Source organism: Actinacidiphila yanglinensis, from assembly GCF_900107965.1.
In the GTDB taxonomy this organism is placed as follows: domain Bacteria; phylum Actinomycetota; class Actinomycetes; order Streptomycetales; family Streptomycetaceae; genus Actinacidiphila; species Actinacidiphila yanglinensis.
The window spans coordinates 152344-172397 of record NZ_FNVU01000016.1 but is presented as its reverse complement, the minus strand read 5'-3'; the positions used below and the strand labels follow the sequence as shown (position 1 = coordinate 172397).

The window sequence follows — 20054 nt, the reverse complement described above, 5'->3', positions numbered from 1 at the left end:
TGGTGGGCCTCGGACGTCGATTCCTTGAGCCCGGTCGGGCTCGGATGGCTGTCGCACCAGGTCGTCGTAGGTGGCGTGGCGAGACTCGGCAGTTGTCTCGACACCTAGCCGGGATGACGACCTCGATCCGTGGACCGAAGCCCGCCGCTTCGTAAGGGTCGCCAGGACCAGCCACCCGATCGAGTCAGAAACCGACGAGACCGCCCTGCCCACCGAACTCACCGCGTAGTCTTACAAGAAGATCACCGAGTGGCCCTCGATACACGACTTCAGCGGACGTGACCGAGTGCCGCCGAGTGTCACCCGGAGAGTAGACACCGGGAAGGGCCCGCCTTCATCCCGGATCGTCGACGCCGAGTCCCGGCGACGGACTGCGGGATGCACGTGTGGCGACCCTAGGCCGCCTACGCCTTCGCCACGTTGAAGAGACCGCCGAGGTCATCGACGGGGTCTGGTGCACGATCGGGTGACTGGTTGACCTGCCTCACCATTTGGGTTCCAGGCTCGGTGGCTAACCGGCAGCTGGGATGGTGTGGTTCTCGGAGAGTAGTTCGTACTCGATGGGGGTGCGGTAGCCCAGTGCTGAGTGTCTTCGTTGGCGGTTGTAGAAGATCTCGATGAACTCGAAGATGGCATTGGCCAGTTCGACCCGGGTCTTCCACCGCTTGCGGTTGAGCAGTTCGATCTGCATCGAGGACCAGAACGACTCCATCATCGCGTTGTCCAGGCCGTCCCCGACAGTGCCGAACGACGGCAGAAGGCCGGCGGAGCGGATCCGCTCCCCGAAGACCCACGAGGTGAACTGGGTTCCGTGATCGGCGTGAACGATCCCGCCCGGCTCAGGGCGGCGGTTGCGGATGGCCATGTCCAAGGCGTTGACCACGAGGGTGGAGTCCTGCCTCGAGTCGATGGACCAGCCGACGATCCTGCGGCTGAACGCGTCCAGGACCGCCGCGCAGTAGACCCATCCTTCCGTGGTGCGGTGCTGCGTGATGTCGGTGACCCACAGCTCGTCGGGACGCAACCGGTGGAACTTGCGATTGACCAGGTCCTCGGCGGTGACGATGCCACGCAGCCGCTTCACGCGCGCCGGTCCGGGCAAGCCGTGAATGCCGGCCTGTGTCATCAGCACCGATACGGTCCTGGAACAGACCTGAATGCCCATGCCCATGGTGAGCTCGGCGTGGATACGGCGGTAGCCGTAGGTGCCACGGGAGGCGACGTGGACCTCCCGGATCAGTCCGGTCAGCCAGTCCCGCCGCAACTGCCGCGGTGTGGCCGGTGTGCGCTTGTGCTTGTAGTAGTTCTGGCGGGCGACCCCGAGGATCCGGCAGCATCGGTCGACCGGTGCCCCGGCGTCGACGAGTCGGTCGATCACCGGGTAGAGCCTTTTGGGCGGGGCTTGTCCTCGCCCAAAATCTTCGCCGCCTGGCGGACGATTCCCAGCTCGGTCTCCAGCTCACGGATCCGCCGGCGAGCGGCCCGCAACTCAGCAGACTCGCTTGACGGTGTTCCCGCTCGCCGCCCGTGGTCGATGTCGTCCTGCCGCAACCACTTCGACAATGTGACGGGATGGATGCCGAGCTCGACCCCGGTCTGCTTGGCCTGCTTGCGGCGCGGTCCAGCGCGACGGCACGTGCCCGGAACTCCGGAGGATAGGGACAAGGCATGACTGCCAGCCTTCCGTGAAGGACTGTCAGCCAGCCACCAGAACTGGAACCCAGGACGTGGGGCAGGTCAAGACGTCACCCGATCGTGCACCAGACCCGAAGACTGTTGATCACTGTTTCTTCGACCCTGGTGATGGTCCACCTTAAGGCTCCCGGTGGGCGAGTCGACCCCGTGCTGCGAAGGAGCCCTGAGTGGTTCTGTATGGCGGAGAGGTTCCCCCTTAGGTCGCCGGGTCTCAGCAACTCCGCTGGTAAAAAGCCGAGGTTCACTGGCACTGGACACTCGAGCTCAGAGGTCTATCAGCGGAGCTTGAGGATCATCGCGTGGTATAGCGGCGCGTCGCTCACGGGCTGGAGGTGTCCGACAACTCGGTAGCCCCAGCGCTGGTAGGTCTGGCGCACGCGGGGGTGGGTTTCCTCGACCAGGAGACTGGCGCGCGTTTCGGCGCGTCCGTTCATCAGCTCGTCGTGCAGGGTGCGGGCAATCCCTGTCCCGCGCCAGGCTTGGCGCACCATGATTTCGCAGAGGCCGAAGGTGCCTTCCGCGAAGGCGGCTACGTCCTCAATGGTGTCGGTCACGTCTGCCCAATCGGACTCCGAGTCCGGGCGCCCGTAGGCGTAGCCCACGGTGTCAGCGCCCACAGTGCCGATCACGCAGGCCCAGCCGGGGTGCGAGGTGTGACGGTCCAGGCGCCTGGTGAAGGCCGGCAGAGAGAAGAAGGGGTCCTCAGCGGCCTCGGCTGCGTAGACCTCGGCGTAGACGTCCAGGAGGCGACGGCGGATGTCCGGGGCATGGTGGGGGCGGTAGTGGCTGATCGTGAGGACACTGCCGGGGGTCATCGCGTCACCTGGTATCGCTCGGCGAACTAGTCGGGGGGCGGGATTCCGAGTTGCCGGACATCCTGCACGAAGGTGTCCAGGTGGCGTCCCCACCGTGGAGAGGCCACGCGGGGGACGAGGTCGAGGGCGCACTCTCCGGCGCTGAGGGCGGCATCTGCCTCGCCGGTCGCCAGCAGATTGCGGGCCAAGCTCACCTGAATGGCGAAGGACTTCGTATCCGTCGTAGCTGGGACGGTCGCGGGCCAAACGCATTAGAAGTTACGCCGCGAGTCGATCCAGTAGGACCTCGAGTTGGCGCAACGTCGCTGCGGCGTCGGTGTGGTGGATCGTGCGGATGCCCAGTGCCTCGGCCGGGGGAAGGTTCGCTGCGTGGTCGTCGACGAACACGCAGTCCTCGCCTGGTAGTTGCAGCAGGTCGAGGGTGCGCAGGTAGATGCTGGGGTCGGGTTTGCGGACTCCGATCTGCTCGGACAGCACGATCGCGTCCCATTTACCGTCCCACACCCCCAGTGCCTCGTAGGGGTTGAAGGGGGTCACGCCGAAGCTGTTGGAGAGCATGGCGACCTTGATGCCCGCGGCGCGGGCGCGGCGCGCTGCGTCGATCATGCTGGGTTCCAGGTGAAGGTTTGCCAGGGCTCGTCGCATCAAGTCCGTGGGGTCAATCCCGAGGATGCCGCCAATGACCTGGTTCCACTGCTCCTGCGTGGCTTCGCCGACCTCCAGCGCCTTGTAGATGGCCACCCCGTCGGGGTGCTCATTGAGCGCGTGGAAGTAGGCGCCTGGTACCAGGCCCTCGCTGCGCTCGAAGGCTTCGCCGTTGAGCCGCATCCGGATGGTGAGGACGCCGCCGAAGTCGAGGATCAGGCCGCGGTAAGTCAATGCTGGCTCCGTGGGAAGTGGCTCACCCGTAGCGGGTGCGCGGGCACCCTTTCGCACGGATGGTAGTCGCTGGTCGAATGCTCCCGCGTTCCCCGGCCATGGTCGTACCCTGGCGGTGAGGGGGTCGCAGCGACTGCCGCATCGGCGAGAGGACGTCAGTTCATGTCCGTCGAACAGGACTTCGGTATCGGTGCTCGTATCCGGTACTACCGTGAGCGCCGGGGCCTGTCGCAGAAGGCCATGGCCGAGCTCGTCGGCAAGTCGGAGAACTGGGCGTACAAGGTCGAGAAGGGTGTGCTGCCCATCGACCGCCTCTCGGTGCTGATCGACCTCGCGCGGGTGCTGAACGTCCGCGACCTGACCGATCTGACCGGCGGTGTTCTGACCGGCGCCGTTTCGGGGCCGCAGACCGAGCACGAGTGCGTACCCGCGATCCGCCGCGTCCTGTCACTGCCATCGTCGCTGCTGTCCTCCGGGATCGGCGAAGTGCCTGTCGAGGAGTACCAGGCCGCCGTCCAGGACGCATGGCGCGTGTATGAGACGCAGACCAAGGACCGTTACGCCGACATCGGTGGCCGGCTGCCGAATCTGCTTCGGCAGGGTTACGCGGCCGTACGTGACGCCGACGGAGAGGAGCAGGAACGGCAGGCGGTCGGGCTGTTGATCTCCGTGTACGGCATGGCTCAGGTCTGGCTGCGCCGAGTCGGCGAGCCGATGCAAGCCCGTGTCGCCGCCGACCGGGGCGTGGCCCTGGCCGAACAGATCGCAGACCCTGCGCTGCTCGCAGCGGCCACGTGGAACTTGGCGTGCGTGCTCACCGCGTCGGGGGATGTAGCCGACAGCGTGGCCTTGGCGCGGGAGACAATCGCGAGTTGCAGGCCGGGCGAGGACGCTTCGGCGGAGTACCTGTCCGCTTACGGGGCGCTCCACCTGTCGGCGGCAGTGGCCGCCGTACGCGATCACCAGGGCCCGGTGGCCTGGGACCTGTACCACGGCGCCGCGCGGGTGGCCGCGCGCCTGGGCCAGGACCGGAACGATTGGCACACCAGCTTCGGCCCAACGAACGTGGCCATGCACGCCGTGCATCTGCGCGCTGAGGAAGGCGACACGGTGGAGGCGCTGCGGGTGGCCGACGGCGTGGAGGACAACCCCGAGCTGCCACTTGAGCGGCGCACCCGTTACCTGATCGAGGTCATGAACTGCAACCGCATCCAGCGTGACGACTTCGCCACCGTCTACATGCTTAAGCGGATCACCAGCCAGTCCCCGGAAGAAGTAGGTTTTTCGCCGCTGGTCCGGGAGGCGGTCGCCGACCTGCTCAAGCGGGAAAAGCCCATGTGGCGGCAGGATCTGCGCGAGGTGGCCCAGCACATCGGCATGACCGCTTAGAGATCGGCACGCCCTGACTGACGGTCAGCCCTGATTTTTCCTCAGGGTCGGACGGCGAGCGCTTCTCTACGGTGGGTGACATGACAGAACGTCACCTACCGCTAACTGGGATGTTACGAGCCTGGCGCGTCGAACGCGCCCCCGGCGTCCCGGCGCTCACCCGTGCCGGGCGCGTGGCCATCCCGGTCCGTCTCCGCCGCATCGGAAGGCGCCTCTTCGCCACCGCCACCGTGCTAATCCTCACCGCTGAGGACGCCGATGCGCTGTGCGCCGAGCTGATGGCTCTCCTGCACCCTGACAGCAGCCAGGAGACCGCGTCATGACCGGGCCGTGGCGGACCGCCGCCAACTCCGAACGACGCAGGGATCTCCTCTTGGCCGCCGCAGGCTTCCACCCGGCCAGCGCGGCTGTCCGCGCCGCGCGAGGAGCTCCGGCCTTGAAGGCGCCGCGCCTCCTCCGTGCCCAAGGAGAGGAGCCGGCCTCGTGACCCGGGTAGCGCACTCCCCGAAGACCAGCATCACCCCCACCGCCGCGGTCCCCGAAGTGAGCGAGCCGATCTGCGACGACTTCGCGGTGAGGATCTCGAGCGGCGCTGCGGCGAACGGCGCCCTCGAAGGGGTCCCCGAGTGCCAGTGGGTGGGACACCTTCGCCGCATCAGTGCGGCCAAGCTGCGCGTTTGTGGGCTGACGCCGCTCATGGACGACGCCAAGCTCTTGGTCAGTGAACTCGTCACAAACGCCCTTCGGTACGGCCGGGGCGCCGAGGTCGAATTCCGCCTCGTCATCACCCTCCAGGGACTGTTGCTTGCGGTGAACGATGGCTCCGACCGCCGACCGAGGCTGGAAGTGGCGGGGAGCTCCAGCGAGACCGGCCGTGGCCTCTTCCTCGTCGCAGCTCTCGCCGACGACTGGGCTGTCAGCCCCGACGGCACGACGACCTGGTGCACGCTGAGCCTTGCGGGGGCATCCCGATGACCGCTCAGACCACCAACCCTCGGCAGCAGGAGTCCATGTGGCCTGGCCGCACGGCGCCGCATCGCGACGCCAACCGTCCTCGCGCCGTGCGTACCTGCGGCACCTGGGGTGGGTCGTCAGCAAATTGCTGGACCAACTCGTCGCTTTCGTCATGGTCAAAGGGCGGCGCGGCGGCGTAACCGTCATCCATTTACTCATTCCACGCCCCGAGAACGACGAACCTCCGTCGATAGCCTCCCGGGATAGCGGCACTGTCCGCTTTCTGTCGAGCACTCCGAGTAGTAGGTACGAGCGAAGGAAGCACTCTTGATGACCAACATGACCGTCGAACCTGATGAGGCCACCCGGCTGCGGAACGCTGTCGTCGACACCCTGCGCTCGGAGGGGTGGATCGCTTCTCCCGGGGTCGAGACCGTGATGCGCGCGGTTCCGCGTCACGAGTTCGCCCCCGAGGCGAGTCTGGAGAAGGCGTACGAGCCGTACGCCGCGGTGATCACCAAGACCGACGAGCACGGGGTGCAGCTCAGCTCCGTGTCCGCGCCGCAGATCCAGGCCCTGATGCTGGAGCAGGCCCAGGTCGGTGCGGGGATGCGGGTCTTGGAGATCGGGTCGGGCGGGCTGAACGCCGCTTACCTCGCCGGATTGGTCGGTGCTGATGGCCAGGTCACCACGGTGGACATCGACCCGGTTGTCACCGACCGGGCTCGCCGACTGCTGGACGAGCACGGCTACGGCCAGGTCACCGTCGTCACGGCCGACGCCGCCGAGCCCATCCCCGGGCTGGGGACGGTTGATGTCGTGCTGGTAACCGTCGGCGCCTGGGACATTCCGCCGGCGTGGATCGACCAGCTCGAGCCCGGCGGTCGCATGGTGGTGCCACTGCGGATGCGCGGCCTGACCCGGTCGGTGGCCTTCACCCGTGTCGGCGACCACCTGGAAAGCGAGTCCGCGCAGATCTGCGGTTTTGTTCCGATGCAGGGCTCCACCGCCCACAACGAGGAACTGCTGCTGGTCAACGGCACCCCCGAGATCGGACTGCGGTTCGATGACGGGCTGCCCCCCGATCCCAGCCTGCTGGACAACGCCGCCACCTTCCCGCGGTTCGAGAGGTGGACCGGGGTGACCATCGGCATCCGTGAGCTGATGAACACCCTCCAGATGCACCTGGCCATCACCCTCCCCGGCTTTTGCATCATGGCCCTCGACCCCGACCTCGACTCCGGCATCGTCGCCCCGGCCAACAAGGGCTTCGCCCTGGCCGCCGTCGACGACCAAGGCCGCACGTTCGCGTACCTCACCACCCGCCGCACCGAGGACAACCAGCACGTCGAGTTCGGCGTGCACGCGCTCGGACCCGACGCCGCCGCGTTCGCCGAGACCATCGCCGGGCACCTGCGCGACTGGTCCGGCCAGCACCGCGGCGGCCCCGGCCCGGTCATCCGGGTCTATCCGGCCGGCACCCCCGACGAACAGGTCCCCGGTGACCGCGTCATCGACAAGGTCCACAGCCGGATCTCCCTCTCCTGGCCCGCGCGGCAGTAGGCGCGGACCAGGATTTCCGCACCATCCGCAACGGAAGGAAGGGCACCACCATGACCAGCGCCACCTTGTCCCCGATCACCGAACCGACGTCCCTGGACGACGACTTCGCACCGCTCGACGTGAGGGTCGTCGTTGCCGCGCACCCGCACGGCAAGCTCATGTGCTCCACCGGTGACGGCTGCGGCAGCACCTGCTCCAACGGCGCCTCGGCGTGCAACTCGTTCGTGGAAGACCCCGCCTGATCCTTAGGTATCTCGTTCGCCCGGTGGGTCGGGACCGGCAATCTCCGGCCCGGCCCACCAGCCCACCCGTGCCCGTAACAGAAGGGATTGCCCTATGACCTGCAAGTCGGCCGTCAGTTACCGATGGAAGGGCCCCGTGATCTTGCGGGCGACCACCTGCCCCGGCCCCGTGGACCTGCCCTCCACGCTCAACCTGGACGATGTCGCGGCCACCCGTGCCTGGATGCGCCGCATCTGGCAGCTGCCGGAGTTCTCCGCGGCCCTGCCTGTGGCCACTCACGCGCTCTGCGAGGCTGTTGTTGCCGTGGTGGACGGGCGCCAGGTCCAGCCCCGCAGGGTCCGGCGAGCCGCCCTGTCCACGATCTCCTACCTGCTGCGGTGGCACAGTCGTGCCACCCCTCACGGCCTGTTCGCCGGCATCAGCACCATGGCCGTCGGAGTTTCGGCCCACGCCCAGTGGGGTGACAAGCACCGGCTGGTGATCCGTGCGGACGCCGAATGGATCACCGACATCATCGGGCGTCTCCACGCCGACCCGGAGCTGTTGAAGCGCTTACCTCTCGTGGCCAACAACATGGCCCGCCAGCGTGGCGACCGGCTGGTTTCCATGGGACCACCGGCCGATGCCTACGCCCGATTCATGGCCCCGCTCGAAGTGTCCGTCCGCCACGCCCGCCCGGTGGCCGCCGCGATCGAGGCCGCACGCCACCCCATCGTCTACGACGCCCTGCACCGGCACCTGCACACCCTCTTCCCTGAGGCCGGCACCGATCAGATCGACCGGCTCCTGCGGGACATGATCGGCCAGCAGCTCCTCCTCACCAGCCTGTGGGCGCCGATGACCACCACCGACGCCTTCAGTCACTTGTGCGCCGAGCTGGAACGGCTGTCCGCCGACGACATCCCCGACCTCCACGACCTGGTGGCCGAGCTGTACGAAATACGCGACGACATCGCCGCCACGTCGCCGGACCGCGTCACCCCGAGAATGCGCGCCCTGTCCCAGGCCACCCCGACACCGCTGGTCATCGACACCGCCCTCGACAGCGACGTACAGATCCCCGCCGCCGTCCTGGCCGAGGTGCAGGCAGCCGTCACCGCGCTGTACCGGACCACGTCTCAGCCCTACGGTTACCAGCACTGGCGCGACTACCACCGTCGCTTCCGCGCCCGCTATGGCGTCGGGGCCCGCGTGCCCGTCCTGGAGTTGGTCTCCGACAGCGGGCTCGGCCTCCCGGCCGGGTACCTCGGATCGGAACGCGGCCGACCGCCCAAACTCCTCACTGACCGGGACGAAACCCTGCTCGCGCTCCTGCAACCCCTACTGATGGAGGGCAGCAGCGAACTCGTCCTCACCGACCAGGTGATCGACGTCCTGGCGGAAGCCGCAGGTACCGAGCCCCACTTCGTACCGCGGGTCGAGACCGCCTTCGAGGTCCACGCACCGTCTACCTCGGACCTGGCACGCGGCGCCTTCGAGATCGTGCTCACCGCCGCCCCCCGGCCCGGCAGCAGCATGGCCGGCCGGTTCGCCCACCTCCTGGCAACCGACGAGCAAGAGGCTCTGGCCAGCGGCTACCGCATCGACCCCGGCGCGATCACCGCTCAACTCAGCTTCCCGCCCCGCAAACGCCGCAACGAGAACGTGACCCGCACGCCCCGGCTGCTGTCCGACGTCATCGGCGTAGGCGAGAGCTTCGACGCCGGCGACAGGGTGATCAGGCTCGACGACATCGCCGTCACCGCCGATGCCCGGCACTTCCACCTCATCCAGTGCTCCACCGGTCACCGCCTGGACGTGCGCGTCCTTCACGCCCTCGAAGCCGCCACCCAGACCCCGGCACTGGCCCGGTTCCTCGCCGAAGTCGCCAGCGCCCGGTACGCCGCGTACACGCCGTTCGACTTCGGGGCCGCCGCCCGCCTGCCGTACCTGCCCCGGGTGCGCTACCGCCGCACCATCCTCGCCCCCGCCCGCTGGCTGCTCACCACTGACGAGTTGCCCGGCCGCGCGGTGGACCAGGACACCTGGGACCAGGCGTTCGCGGCGTGGCGTGGCCGGCTGCTGGTCCCGGAGATCGTCAGCATGATCGAGCACGACCAGCGCCTCCCGGTGGACCTGTCCCATCCCGTGCACCGGTACCTGCTGCGGTCGCGGCTTGACCAGAATGGGCGTCTGGAGCTGCGTGAGGCGCCCGGCGACGGCGAATACGGCTGGCTCGGCCGTGCGCACGAGGTCTGGGTCTGCCTCCGCACCACCGCCTCGTCGCCACACGCCGAAGCAAGCGAGGCGACCTGGGCTTTCAGCGCTGAAACTGGGCAGCTTCACCTTCCCGGGGCCGGCAGCGTGCTGTACGCCCGGCTGCACGCCCACCCCGCCCGCCACGACGAGATCCTGACGCAGCACCTCCCTTCCCTGCTCGCGGATTTCGGAGATCGCCTGCCGCTGTGGTGGTTCATCCGGCACCGCGAGACGGCCCGCCCGGACACCGACCAGTACCTCGACCTCGTCCTCCACCTCGTCCCCGGCACCTACGCCGCAGCGGCCGAGCACGTCCACGACTGGGCGAGCTCCCTCCACCGCAGCGGCCTCGCGGCCGGCCTGACCCTGGCCGACTATCGTCCGCAGACAGGCCGGTTCGGGCCGGGAGACGCGATGGACGCTGCGCACCGCGTGTTCGCCGCCGACTCCGCGGCCGCCCTCGCTCAGATCCGTTTCACCGGCCAGACCGACACCCTCACTCCGCAGGCCCTCGCCGCCGCGAGCATCCTCGATTTTGTCCAGCACCTCGCCCCCTCAGCGGCGCAAGGCAGGGACTGGCTCGTCCAGCGGCTGCCGCAGGCCTCGGGACGCCTGGACCCTCGCCTACGCGACCAGACCATCGACCTCACCGCCCCCAGCGGCCAAGGCCCCTTGGACCTGCTGCCCGGAGGAGACGCGGTCACCGGGGCCTGGCAGGCCCGCGCCGCCGCACTCGACGCCTACCAACTCCACCTCGGCGACACCGACCCACTGCGGACCGCACGTTCCCTGCTCCACCAGCACCACGTCCGGGCGCTGGGCGTGGACCCCACAGCCGAAGCGCTCACCCTTCGCCTCGCCCGCACGGCGGCACTGCGCCAGCAGAAGGCAGTCCGATGACCACAACCACCACCGCCGCCGAGACGGTCCTCCACACCGTGCGCAATCTCGCCGAGCCCACGCCTGCCCACCCGGACGAGCCCTGGACCCTGCAGTCCCTCGCCGACGGGGCAGCCGGAACAGCGCTGCTCCACATCGAGGCCGCCCGCCGCCATGCCCAACCCTGGCGGTCCGCCCACCACTGGATCAGCGCCGCAGTCTCCGGACAGGTCACCGCCGCCGACACCGCCGGCCTCTTCCTGGGCGCGCCGGCCGCCGGGTTCCTCCTCAGCACTCCACCGGCCGAGTACGCCCGTCTCTACACATGGGCTCGTCGAACTCTCCACTCCCACATCGTCGCGCTCGCCCACCGCCGGACCGACGCTGCTTGGGCGCGCATCCACTGCGGCGACCTCGCCACCTTCGCCGAGTACGACATCTTCCACGGCCTGACCGGTATCGGCGCGTACCTGCTGCGCACGAGCCCCGACGACGGAGCCCTCGACCGCATCCTCCGCTACCTCGTCGCTTTGACCCGGCCACTCGCCTCAGACGGTCGCGGCCTGCCCGGCTGGTGGGTCCGCCACGACCCGCGCCGAGGCCACTCCCCGCACTTCCCTGGCGGACACGGCAACCTCGGCGCCGCCCACGGCATCACCGGCCCCCTCCTCCTACTCGCCCAGGCATTGCGTCGAGGCATTGAGGTCCCCGGCCACCGCGACGCCATCTGGACCATTTGCGACCACTTCGACACCTGGCGCCAGGACACCGCGACCGGCCAATGGTGGCCCGAACACCTCTCCCGCCTCGACCTCCAACGCGGCCGCCCTTACCGCGGCGACGGCACCCGACCAAGCTGGTGCTACGGAACCACCGGCATCGCCCGCGCCGGACAGCTCGCCGGCATCGCCCTGCGCGACACCGGACTCCAGACGTTCTACGAAGCCGCCCTCCACCGCGCCCTGAGCGACCCCGCCCAACTCGCCCACATCACCGACGCCGGACTCTGCCACGGCTGGGCGGGCATCTACCAGACCACCACCCGCGCCGCCGCCGACGCCCTTGACCCCCGCCTGCGTGACCTGCTCCCCACCCTCGGGGCCGCGCTCCTTGACTACGCCCGGCTCGGCCCCACACCGGCGCCCGGGTTCTTGAACGGCGCTGCCGGCACCGGCCTTGCCCTGTCCACCCTCGCCACCCAGCAGCCCCCGAGCACCGGATGGGACGCATGCCTCCTGATCAACTGACCCAGCCCGAGCCGGAAACGACAGAACGCGCCGTACTCGCCGTACTCTCCGGCCGCCCGCTCACCCAAGCAGCCACGGAAGCCCGCATCGACCCGGCCAACCTCTCCGACGCCCTCCAGGTCTTCCAACAAGCAGGCCGCCAAGCTGTCGCGGACCACGCCGCGCAGCATGAGTGGTGGCACATCTACCTCCACTTCACCGACTGGGCGCACGCCGACCGCACCTTCACCTCCCACGTACTGCCACTCCTGCATGCAGCGGACGCCGACGGCACCCCCAACGGCTGGTGGTACACCCGCAAGCACCCCTGCTGGCGACTCCGCCTCAACCGACACAACCAGTTCGAGACCACGACCCCTATCGCAGACGGCCTCGACCGCCTCGTCACCGAAGGCCACCTCCACCGCTGGTGGCCAGGCATCTACGAACCGGAGACCGCAGCCTTCGGCGGCCCCACCAGCATGGCGGCCGCACACCGCCTCTTCGTCGCCGACAGCCGCGAGATCCAGCAACTGCCCCTCCGCAAGGATCTGTCCCTCGGCCCGCGCGAGCTATCCATCCTGCTGTGCACCACTTTGATGCGCGCGGCTGGCCTCGAATGGTACGAACAAGGCGACGTCTGGCACCACGTCATCACCGCCGAGCACCGCTCCAGCATCGCGGACATCTCGCGCGAGACCCTGGACGCGAGAGCAGCCGAGATCCACTCCCTACTCCTGGCCGACATCAACTCCCTGCTGAGCCCGGCCGGCCCCCTGGAACCGGTCGCCGAGTGGGTCGTGGCCTTCCGCCGCGCTGGACAATCCCTCGCCGACGCAGCTCAACAAGGAACCCTGGACCGCGGCCTACGCCAAGTCCTCAGCTACCACGTGATCTTCCACTGGAACCGCCTCGGCCTCTCCCTCCGCGCCCAGAGCGCACTCGCCTGGGCAGCCCGCACCGCCATCCTCCACCCCACCGCACTCGAACCGGGCACAGACACAACCGGGCGCCCAGACACCCCGATCGGAGACGGCACTAGACGCGATTCTCCGACGCGCATCAACCCACAGGCGGGGCGCGAATGACACACCGGAACCTCCAGCCACGTCTTCCCCGCGCCAGCTCCCCTGCACGAGGCGTCCGGTTCATCTGCGGACGACGAGCACTCGTATCCTCCGCCCTCACAGCCACCGCACTGGATCTGGCCCGGACCGAAGACGCGCACACCTACAGCGCCGAGGATGTCTTCGACACCCTCGTGTGCACCATCGACCACCGAGGACCCATTCACTACGGCGCCGTCCTGAACCTGCGTGGCACGCACGCCGGCACCATCTGGACGCTCTGGCGCGACGGCATCGAAGCCCACAACGCCATCGTGCTCCCCGACTGCCCCGCAACAAACGGCGACCACGCCTGCTCCGAATTCAGCGGCCACCCCGGCGCACACAGCTGGAACCTCGCCACACCACCACGCCCCACCCCGACATTCCCCCTGCCCATACCGCCCTCACCCCACCACGACAACCACGTCACGAACAGGAACCCCGCACCATGAGCCCCGCCGCACAGGCCACCCCAGGCGATCTCCCCGCGTCAGCCCCCATCGCTGATCTACCGTCGCCCGCGTCCGTACCGGAGTGGATGGTCACCACCACCGACGGCCACAGCGAGAGCGGCTACCTGCCCCCCTGGGCCACCAGCGACCCCAGTGAACGCGACCTGCTTCCCCACCAGTTGAGCACCTACCTGGCCGACATCACCCACGCACGGGAGTTCCCAGGCCAGACCGTCCTCGCATACAGCCCCACCCACCGTGACGATCAGCCTGTTCCGGCGGAGATCCTGCACACCAGCATCGTCTGCACCCCCTACGCGCCCGAACCCGAACCTCGCATCCCCGTGGCGACGATCCAACTCGCCGACGAGACCTGGCTCACCGATCTCGACCCCGACGACCTCAGCCGCATCGCCACACAACTCCGCACCCAAGCCGACCTCCTCCAGAACAAAGTGCTCCCGGCGCTCGTCCAAGCCCGCGCGGACTGGCCATCCCCCCACACCATCGACACCCCAGACTCGCCCAAATCTGCAGACCGCGCAGACAGTCGCACTCCCCTGACCGCCGGACATCCCACTCGCGAAGACCGCCCCACCACCGATACCGCTGCCCTGGGCTGCGCCAGGACCACACGAACGGTCGATGCACAGTGATCCGCCACTGGAAGATCGCGCTCATCGTCGGTTGGACCGGGATCGCCGTCCTCGTGGCGCTGGCCCTCGGCTGCGGCCTGGTGATTGGCCTCGCCTTCGCCAGTCAGCCTCCCGCTCCCTGAACGTCACGCCGCACCAGAGAGTCGCGAGGCCGCCCCTCTCACCCGCTCCGTCGCCCCGCGAGCACGGCAGTTCGAGGACTGGGCAGCATTTTCACTCTCACTCCACGACCTCCAACGTGTCGATTGACGCCGAATCGGTCAAATCGTCGAACCGCTCGACGGGGCAACTCCTTCGACACCGATAACGCGCGGAGAGCGATCGGAGCAACCCGCCGTTTCAAGCACGCGTGAGCCGGGGGAGCGCTTTTCGTCGGCACAGTAGGCGAGAGCGAGACTCGGGGTGCGTCGGGGCGGTCTCGGACTCGCGATCTGGCACGGATCAGCGTCCTGAATCGCGAGGATGACGCGATGCTCGACGCCCTCGCGGTCTACCAGTGCCGCCGCGTCCCCGGCATTGCCGATCTCGCCCGCCGCGCTCGCGAGGCCCTCGCCTACCATGCCCGACCAATCCGCTCGACGAAGGGAACACCGTGGCCCAACAGACCGATGACCGCTCCCCAGCCCTCAAGCTGGCGCCCGAATCGATGGCCCTGCTGATCGCGGGCGTCATTGTCCACGACAAGGCCGCCGATCGCTTCGTCCTTTTCCAGCGCAGCTGGAACGCTAAGTTCGCCCAGGGTCTGTGGGACCTTCCTGTAGGCAAGAGCGAACCGGATGAGCCCATCACGGAGACGGCAGTCCGCGAGCTGTACGAGGAGACCGGCCTCACCGTGAAGCCCGAATCCCTCAAAGTTGCCCACATCATCCACGGGCCTGGAGTGTCGAAGCCCCCAATGGATTCCTCACGGACGTCTTCGCCACCCACGAATGGACGGGGGAACCTGAGGACCACGAACTCCGTTGGGCCGACGCTGATGCCGTCCCCGACGAATTCGTCAACACCAGCGCCCTTCATAACTATCTCGAGGACGGAGTGTCTGTCTCCCTGATTGGATGGCCAGAGGCGTAGGAGCCTGGGACACGGGGAGCAGGTCCATGCGACGACTGAGCCGTCCCGCTCGCGGTTGGGCCGGTTCATCCGTGAGTACGCCGACGAATACGGCGGGGCGACGCTGGCGTGCCTCGTCGTTGCCGACAGGCACCACCATTTCGCAGCCGAGATCCTGCCGCGCCTGGAGGCCGGCGTCACCGTGGTGTGCGACCGGTACGTGGCCTCGACGCTCGTCGTGCAGCGCCTCGACGGGGTGTCGCAGCAGTACCTCCTGGACCTCAACGCCGGGATATGCATGCCTGACCTTGCGGTGGTGTTCACCGTCGATCCCCGCGCCATCGCCGCCCGCATCGACCAGCGCGGTGCAACGCACCGCTTCAACCGCGATCCGAGCTTCCCCGCCCGGGAGACCGCCCTGTACACGGAGGCCGTCTCCATCCTCGGCGGCCTGGATGTTCCCGTCCTCTCCGTCGACACCGGCACCGCATCCCCGCAAGACGTCGCCGTGTCGATCGCCGGCCGGATCGGCGGGACCGCTAAGGTCCCGCAGCAACTACCGACGCAAGGAGCAACCCCGCAGTGAACGACAGCACTTGGACCACGGTCGATCAGCTCAAGCAGTGGCTCGACGACAAGGACGGCGTCGCGCCCGAGACCGCACGGCTGATGCGGATCCTCAAGCTGCAAGAGGAACTGGGGGAAGTCGCCGAAGCGGTCATGGGCGCGATGGGCACCAACCCGCGCAAGGGCGCCAGCCACACCTGGGACGACGTCGAGTCCGAGGTGTGCGACGTGATCCTCAGCGGCATGGTCCTGCTGGCAACGCTCACCCCCGATGCCGGAAAGAAGTTCGACGAGCGACTGTCGATCATCGCCGAGCGGTCACTGGCCTAACCGGCACGTTCGCTCTACCGAACCTGACTGCGGACGTTCGTCGGCGGCTCTCCGGTAGGGAATGTACGGGAGATGTGGGCAGTTCGCGCTGGTGAGGAGTGGATTCGGCCATTCGGGATCTTCCCTTGTCGGTGATCGCTGGAAGCGCGAGCCTGTTCGGGCATTCGGATCGGGCGCGGTGGCGGACGACAGTTCCCGGCCGCAGGTCTGTCTGGAGAGTCCGGGATTCGGGAAACGGGGTGACACGGGGTGCCGGACAGATGGCACCCCGCTGACCTGGGCCGTGCGCTTGGGCGGTCCTTTGTCGGAGGGCCCTTTCAAGTGGTGGTTTCCGTGTACGCCAGTGCGTTCCTCGGCGCATGGTCCGGTCCGAAGACGGGGACGACCACGTGGGCCCACGGCCCCGCCTTTTGCAGCTGCTGCAGGGTCGTGACGCCGGCGGACAGACGGTGCGCGGCGCGTCGGAGGCGTACATCGGCTCCCGCGAGCGCCCGCAAGTCCGCGGTACGGCGGGCGAGCGCCGTCGGGGTGGCGCCGGTGAGCACGAACAGGACCGCCGGGAAGGCGGTGTACCGGGACCGCCACGCCTCCGTGCCCGCCTCGGCGGTCGGCCGGGCACGTCCAGGCGGTGGGGCGGGAATGTAGGTCTGGTAGCGGGCGTAGGCGCGGAGTTTGGCGGCGAGCCGGCCCGGGTTCATCGTGGCGCGGTCGAGCTCGATGAAAAACGTCATGAGGGTCTGTCGCGCCGTGCCGCGGTGTGTGTAGCGGAGCACCGCGTCGGGGATGAGGAAGGCCTCGTCTCCGACGCGGCTGCCGCCGTCGCGCAGGCGGTGGGCGAGTTCGGGTTCCCAGTCCAGTGGGCCGCACTCGTGCCCGGCCGCGCGGGCCGCGTCCACGAACGCCAGGCCGGTGTCGTTGACGGCGATGGTGTGCTCCTGGAGTTGGGATGCGGCTGCCTCCGGTGTCATCCGGTAGGCCCGGACCGTCACCTCGCCGGCGGCTTCGACGAGCTGCGTGCCGGCGGGGGTGCAGTACCAGGCGAGTTCCCCCCGGCCGCCGCCGCGGTTGCGGAGGGTGGAGTCGACCAGGCCCAACCCGCGCAGCCGGGCGAGCTGGCGGCGCAGGTAGACGGGGTAGGTGGTGTGCGGTTGGAGCAGTTGCTGGAGCTGGCGGGTGGTCATGAGCCGGTGCTGGTAGAGCACGGGCAGCAGCTGCTCGCCGAGCATCGTCAGGCCGCGCCGGGGCTGCTCGGCCACGGAGACCTCAGGCACTCAAGGCTCCCTTCTCGGTGATGACCGGCAGTACCAGCGTGTCGGTCATCGGGTCGGGCCCGGTGGGGTACGACGGTGCTGCCCCTGCCCTCCTTGCCGCGATCCGGGTATCAGTGGAAGCGGGGGTGTGGCCTGCGAGATGATCCGCGATCCGGTCGTCCAGCGCTTCGAGGTCGGCGAGGATCTCGCCGACGGGGCGCCGCCGCAGCGTCACGTCGATCGCGGTGTCCAGGTCGGAGAGACCGGCCGGGTCGTAGTAGTCGGCCAGCACCTGGTCGATCGGAACGCCCGCCACCCGGAACGGCTGAGTGCGCCGGCCGTGCAGCTGCGCGGTGACCACGTACTGGTACTTGTCCAGCGCGGCGATGGTGTCGTGATCGACAGCGGGCATGCGGGCCGCGACATACCGGGCCTCATCGACGTCGGCGGCCGTCGCGGACAGCACGGACTGGTTTTGCAGGGCGGCTTGCCGGGTGGCCTCCGACAGTCGCATCGCCATCTGTGTGGCGACCATGAGCCGGATCTCGTATTTGCGGAGTTGCTCGAAGATCTGCGCGATGAAGGAGCCGCCGGCTGCGTCCAGCGCCTTCAGCTCGTCCATCCAGGAGAACATCGTCCGGCGCTGGTCGGTGGGCGTGTCCTGCCGTGACAGCCCGGCCCGGAACAGGTCGAAGATCAGCAGGCTGGAGATGAGGGCGTCGCCGGCGCCGGTCCCGGACGGCGCGATGGTCACCACCGCGCCGGTGTCCATCGCGCGCCGCACGTTGTAGGTGGACAGGGACCCGCCCAGGAACGCGGTGAGGGAGGTGGACGTCTCCAGCAGGTCCATCGCGTTCGTGATGGTGGGAACGGCGCTCGCCTCGTGTTTGGGGAACGTCAGACGCCAGAACTTCCGGATCCTGTCCGGCATGTGCTCCAGCACCGCCGCCCGCCACACCTCGTCCGTCAGCAGGGTCTTGATCTGGAACAGCGTCGGCTGGATCTCCGGGACGCCGGCGGCCACCAGCTGGTGGGACAGGTGCGCCAGGACCAGTACGGCGTTGGACAGGATCGCGCGGGCCCGCGGCGCACCGCCAGCCCAGCCCTGGGCGGTGGCGATCGCGCCGACCACCGAGCCGACCACCTCCTGGACGTCCTCGATGCGGCGCCCGGTCATGTCGAGCGGGTTCCAGCACGCATACCTGTCCTCCAGGCGCGGCCGGGCCAGGTCGATCTCCCATACCCGGTTCCGGATGGCCGGATGCGTCAGGTAGGGGCGGGCGCGCTCCAGGGCCGATCCGTGCGGGTCCAGGAACCACGTCCCATACCCGCCGTAGGCCAAGGTGATCATTTGTAGGAGCGCCTGCTCCGTCTTGCCGAACCCGCTCTTGCCCAGGCCGACACCGAAGAGCACGTCGCGTTCCGGAACACCGGCCAGGTAGGTGCGGCCGCCGGCTGAGGTCACGCGGCCGAGCGGAAGCAGCCCGCGCTGCCCCGTCCACTCCGGCAGCGCGGCGGGCGCCGGCGGCACCACCCCGCTGCCGCGCGCCACGTTCGTCGCGGCACAGGCCCGGGTCGGGGGCTTCAGCAGGCCGGCGATCTCTGGCGGCGTCACCCACTGCCGCCGCGCCGGCGCGAACTCCCCGCTGGCAAAGCGCCGGTCGAAGGAGCGCAGCAGCCACCACGCGTTGCTGTACTGGCGCCAGGCCCCCCAGCGGGGGCCGACCGGACGCCACCGGTTCTCCGCGGAGAATGCCTCCATGGCGCCGAGCAGCTGGTGCAGCAGAGCTCGCGCGCGGGCAGGGTGCACCGCGGCTACCCGCAGCAGCACTTGGACGGCGAACACTGGTTCACCCGGCACGAACTTGCCCACCCCAGCGGCCAGGTCCACCTGCCGCGGCACCCGCGCCTGCTGCGGTCGGTGAGGATTGCCCATACCCGAGCCCTCCATCGCCGCGGTCCGCAGCATCCCCCAGATCGCCGACCCGCCGCCGATCCGCTCCCCGTACGCGGACGGGCCCTGACGCTCAGCCCGGGCCACCAGCAAACGGCGGCGCCGGTCGACCTGACGGCTCGACACCGGCACCAGATCGACCATGACATCCGAATGCTCGCCGTCCTCGCTGCGCACGCCCGCCATGGCCGCGGCGATCCGCTGCAGCGGGTCCGGGTCCGGGCCCAGCCGGGCCAGGGGACGGTGATCGCGCCGTGCGAGTACCAGTTCCGCCCGCGCGACATACAGTCGCGGCCCCGCCTCGTCCGGCTTCACCAGGTTCACCATCAGCGGACACCCCCCGTGGGCTGGGCGCCCTCGAACCGGATACGGTCCACCGCGGGCTGACGGAGGCGGGCGGCCGTCGCGATTACCTCAACGTCCTGGTAGCCGGGCATCCGCAGCAAACTCTGTGCGCGGCCCGGGCCCTCCAGGAAGTAGCGCACCCGGTTGTCCTCACAGGTGATCTGCACACGGGACGCCGACGCCCGCCTCGGCGGCGCCCCGCTCGCGGCCGGTACGGATGCGAGCTGACCGGCGAACCACGTCACTTCCGCGGCGCTGGCCTCGAACGTCGATGCGGGCAGCAACTCGAAGGCCGCTCGGCCGGCCAGGACAGCCGCCGCCCTACGGCGCCACCACCCCACTACGGCGGCCCACCCGGCGGCCCCGAAGGTGGCAGCGGCCGCGATCCACCACACGTGACGGTGCAGGAAGGCTCCCGCCTCCCGCCGGGCCGCCACCGCCGAGTTCAGTACCTCCATCG

General features: G+C 68.9%; 15 protein-coding genes and 2 pseudogenes. 11 read left to right on the top strand and 6 right to left on the bottom strand.

Features of this window, described 5'->3' with window-relative positions:
* Nucleotides 1-511: 511 nt before the first annotated feature.
* From C4U44_RS29535 to C4U44_RS29525, 3 genes and pseudogenes are all read right to left on the bottom strand, one after another.
* A pseudogene (locus C4U44_RS29535) lies at nucleotides 512-1670 on the bottom strand (IS3 family transposase).
* A gap of 300 nt (nucleotides 1671-1970) precedes the next feature.
* Nucleotides 1971-2510, bottom strand: a complete 540-nt coding sequence (locus C4U44_RS29530; protein ID WP_160145141.1) for a GNAT family N-acetyltransferase — start codon at nucleotides 2508-2510, stop codon at nucleotides 1971-1973.
* 258 nt (nucleotides 2511-2768) lie between these two features.
* Nucleotides 2769-3389 carry an HAD-IA family hydrolase gene (locus C4U44_RS29525; protein ID WP_322973697.1) on the bottom strand — a complete coding sequence of 207 codons (621 nt, stop codon included), beginning with the start codon at nucleotides 3387-3389 and terminating at the stop codon, nucleotides 2769-2771.
* A 162-nt stretch (nucleotides 3390-3551) separates the two neighbouring features.
* Between C4U44_RS29525 and C4U44_RS29520 the strand changes: the two genes are divergently transcribed.
* The 11 genes and pseudogenes from C4U44_RS29520 (at nucleotide 3552) to C4U44_RS29460 (ending at nucleotide 16045) form a co-directional block, all read left to right on the top strand.
* Nucleotides 3552-4778 (top strand): helix-turn-helix domain-containing protein, encoded by a 1227-nt coding sequence (locus C4U44_RS29520; RefSeq protein ID WP_103889096.1) that lies wholly within the window; start codon nucleotides 3552-3554, stop codon nucleotides 4776-4778.
* A gap of 483 nt (nucleotides 4779-5261) precedes the next feature.
* Complete coding sequence (locus C4U44_RS29510; RefSeq protein WP_235032444.1) at nucleotides 5262-5753, top strand: ATP-binding protein; 492 nt, start codon at nucleotides 5262-5264, stop codon at nucleotides 5751-5753.
* Nucleotides 5754-6062: 309 nt separating this feature from the next.
* Entirely contained in the window at nucleotides 6063-7295 is a 1233-nt protein-coding gene (gene fxlM, locus C4U44_RS29505; protein ID WP_103889094.1) for a methyltransferase, FxLD system, read from the top strand.
* A gap of 50 nt (nucleotides 7296-7345) precedes the next feature.
* The gene (locus C4U44_RS29500) at nucleotides 7346-7537 is read left to right on the top strand and encodes an FxLD family lanthipeptide (RefSeq protein WP_103889093.1); all 192 of its coding nucleotides are present in this window, start codon (nucleotides 7346-7348) and stop codon (nucleotides 7535-7537) included.
* A gap of 136 nt (nucleotides 7538-7673) precedes the next feature.
* Nucleotides 7674-10676: a lantibiotic dehydratase gene (locus C4U44_RS29495; protein WP_322973696.1), complete on the top strand. Its 3003-nt coding sequence runs from the start codon at nucleotides 7674-7676 to the stop codon at nucleotides 10674-10676.
* Nucleotides 10673-11902: a lanthionine synthetase C family protein gene (locus C4U44_RS29490; RefSeq protein ID WP_103889091.1), complete on the top strand. Its 1230-nt coding sequence runs from the start codon at nucleotides 10673-10675 to the stop codon at nucleotides 11900-11902. The genes C4U44_RS29495 and C4U44_RS29490 overlap by 4 nt, the downstream gene beginning before the upstream one ends.
* Nucleotides 11884-12969: a thiopeptide-type bacteriocin biosynthesis protein gene (locus C4U44_RS29485; protein ID WP_103889090.1), complete on the top strand. Its 1086-nt coding sequence runs from the start codon at nucleotides 11884-11886 to the stop codon at nucleotides 12967-12969. Before C4U44_RS29490 ends, C4U44_RS29485 begins: the two co-directional genes overlap by 19 nt.
* A gap of 559 nt (nucleotides 12970-13528) precedes the next feature.
* The gene (locus C4U44_RS29480) at nucleotides 13529-14098 is read left to right on the top strand and encodes a DUF6907 domain-containing protein (protein ID WP_103889089.1); all 570 of its coding nucleotides are present in this window, start codon (nucleotides 13529-13531) and stop codon (nucleotides 14096-14098) included.
* A gap of 592 nt (nucleotides 14099-14690) precedes the next feature.
* Nucleotides 14691-15169 (top strand): annotated as a pseudogene (locus C4U44_RS29470) (NUDIX domain-containing protein).
* Nucleotides 15150-15734, top strand: a complete 585-nt coding sequence (locus C4U44_RS29465) for a dTMP kinase (protein ID WP_103889087.1) — start codon at nucleotides 15150-15152, stop codon at nucleotides 15732-15734. The pseudogene C4U44_RS29470 and the gene C4U44_RS29465 overlap by 20 nt, the downstream one beginning before the upstream one ends.
* Nucleotides 15731-16045 carry a MazG-like family protein gene (locus C4U44_RS29460; protein ID WP_103889086.1) on the top strand — a complete coding sequence of 105 codons (315 nt, stop codon included), beginning with the start codon at nucleotides 15731-15733 and terminating at the stop codon, nucleotides 16043-16045. Before C4U44_RS29465 ends, C4U44_RS29460 begins: the two co-directional genes overlap by 4 nt.
* A gap of 317 nt (nucleotides 16046-16362) precedes the next feature.
* Here C4U44_RS29460 and C4U44_RS29455 read toward each other — a convergent pair whose 3' ends face one another.
* Genes C4U44_RS29455 through C4U44_RS29445 form a run of 3 tightly spaced genes read right to left on the bottom strand, consistent with a single transcriptional unit; the run spans nucleotide 16363 to nucleotide 20052 of the window.
* Entirely contained in the window at nucleotides 16363-17316 is a 954-nt protein-coding gene (locus C4U44_RS29455) for a replication-relaxation family protein (protein WP_235032442.1), read from the bottom strand.
* Complete coding sequence (locus tag C4U44_RS29450) at nucleotides 17309-19576, bottom strand: type IV secretory system conjugative DNA transfer family protein (protein WP_103889085.1); 2268 nt, start codon at nucleotides 19574-19576, stop codon at nucleotides 17309-17311. Before C4U44_RS29450 ends, C4U44_RS29455 begins: the two co-directional genes overlap by 8 nt.
* Nucleotides 19576-20052 carry a hypothetical protein gene (locus C4U44_RS29445; protein WP_146088381.1) on the bottom strand — a complete coding sequence of 159 codons (477 nt, stop codon included), beginning with the start codon at nucleotides 20050-20052 and terminating at the stop codon, nucleotides 19576-19578. Before C4U44_RS29445 ends, C4U44_RS29450 begins: the two co-directional genes overlap by 1 nt.
* Between the last annotated feature and the right edge of the window lie 2 nt (nucleotides 20053-20054).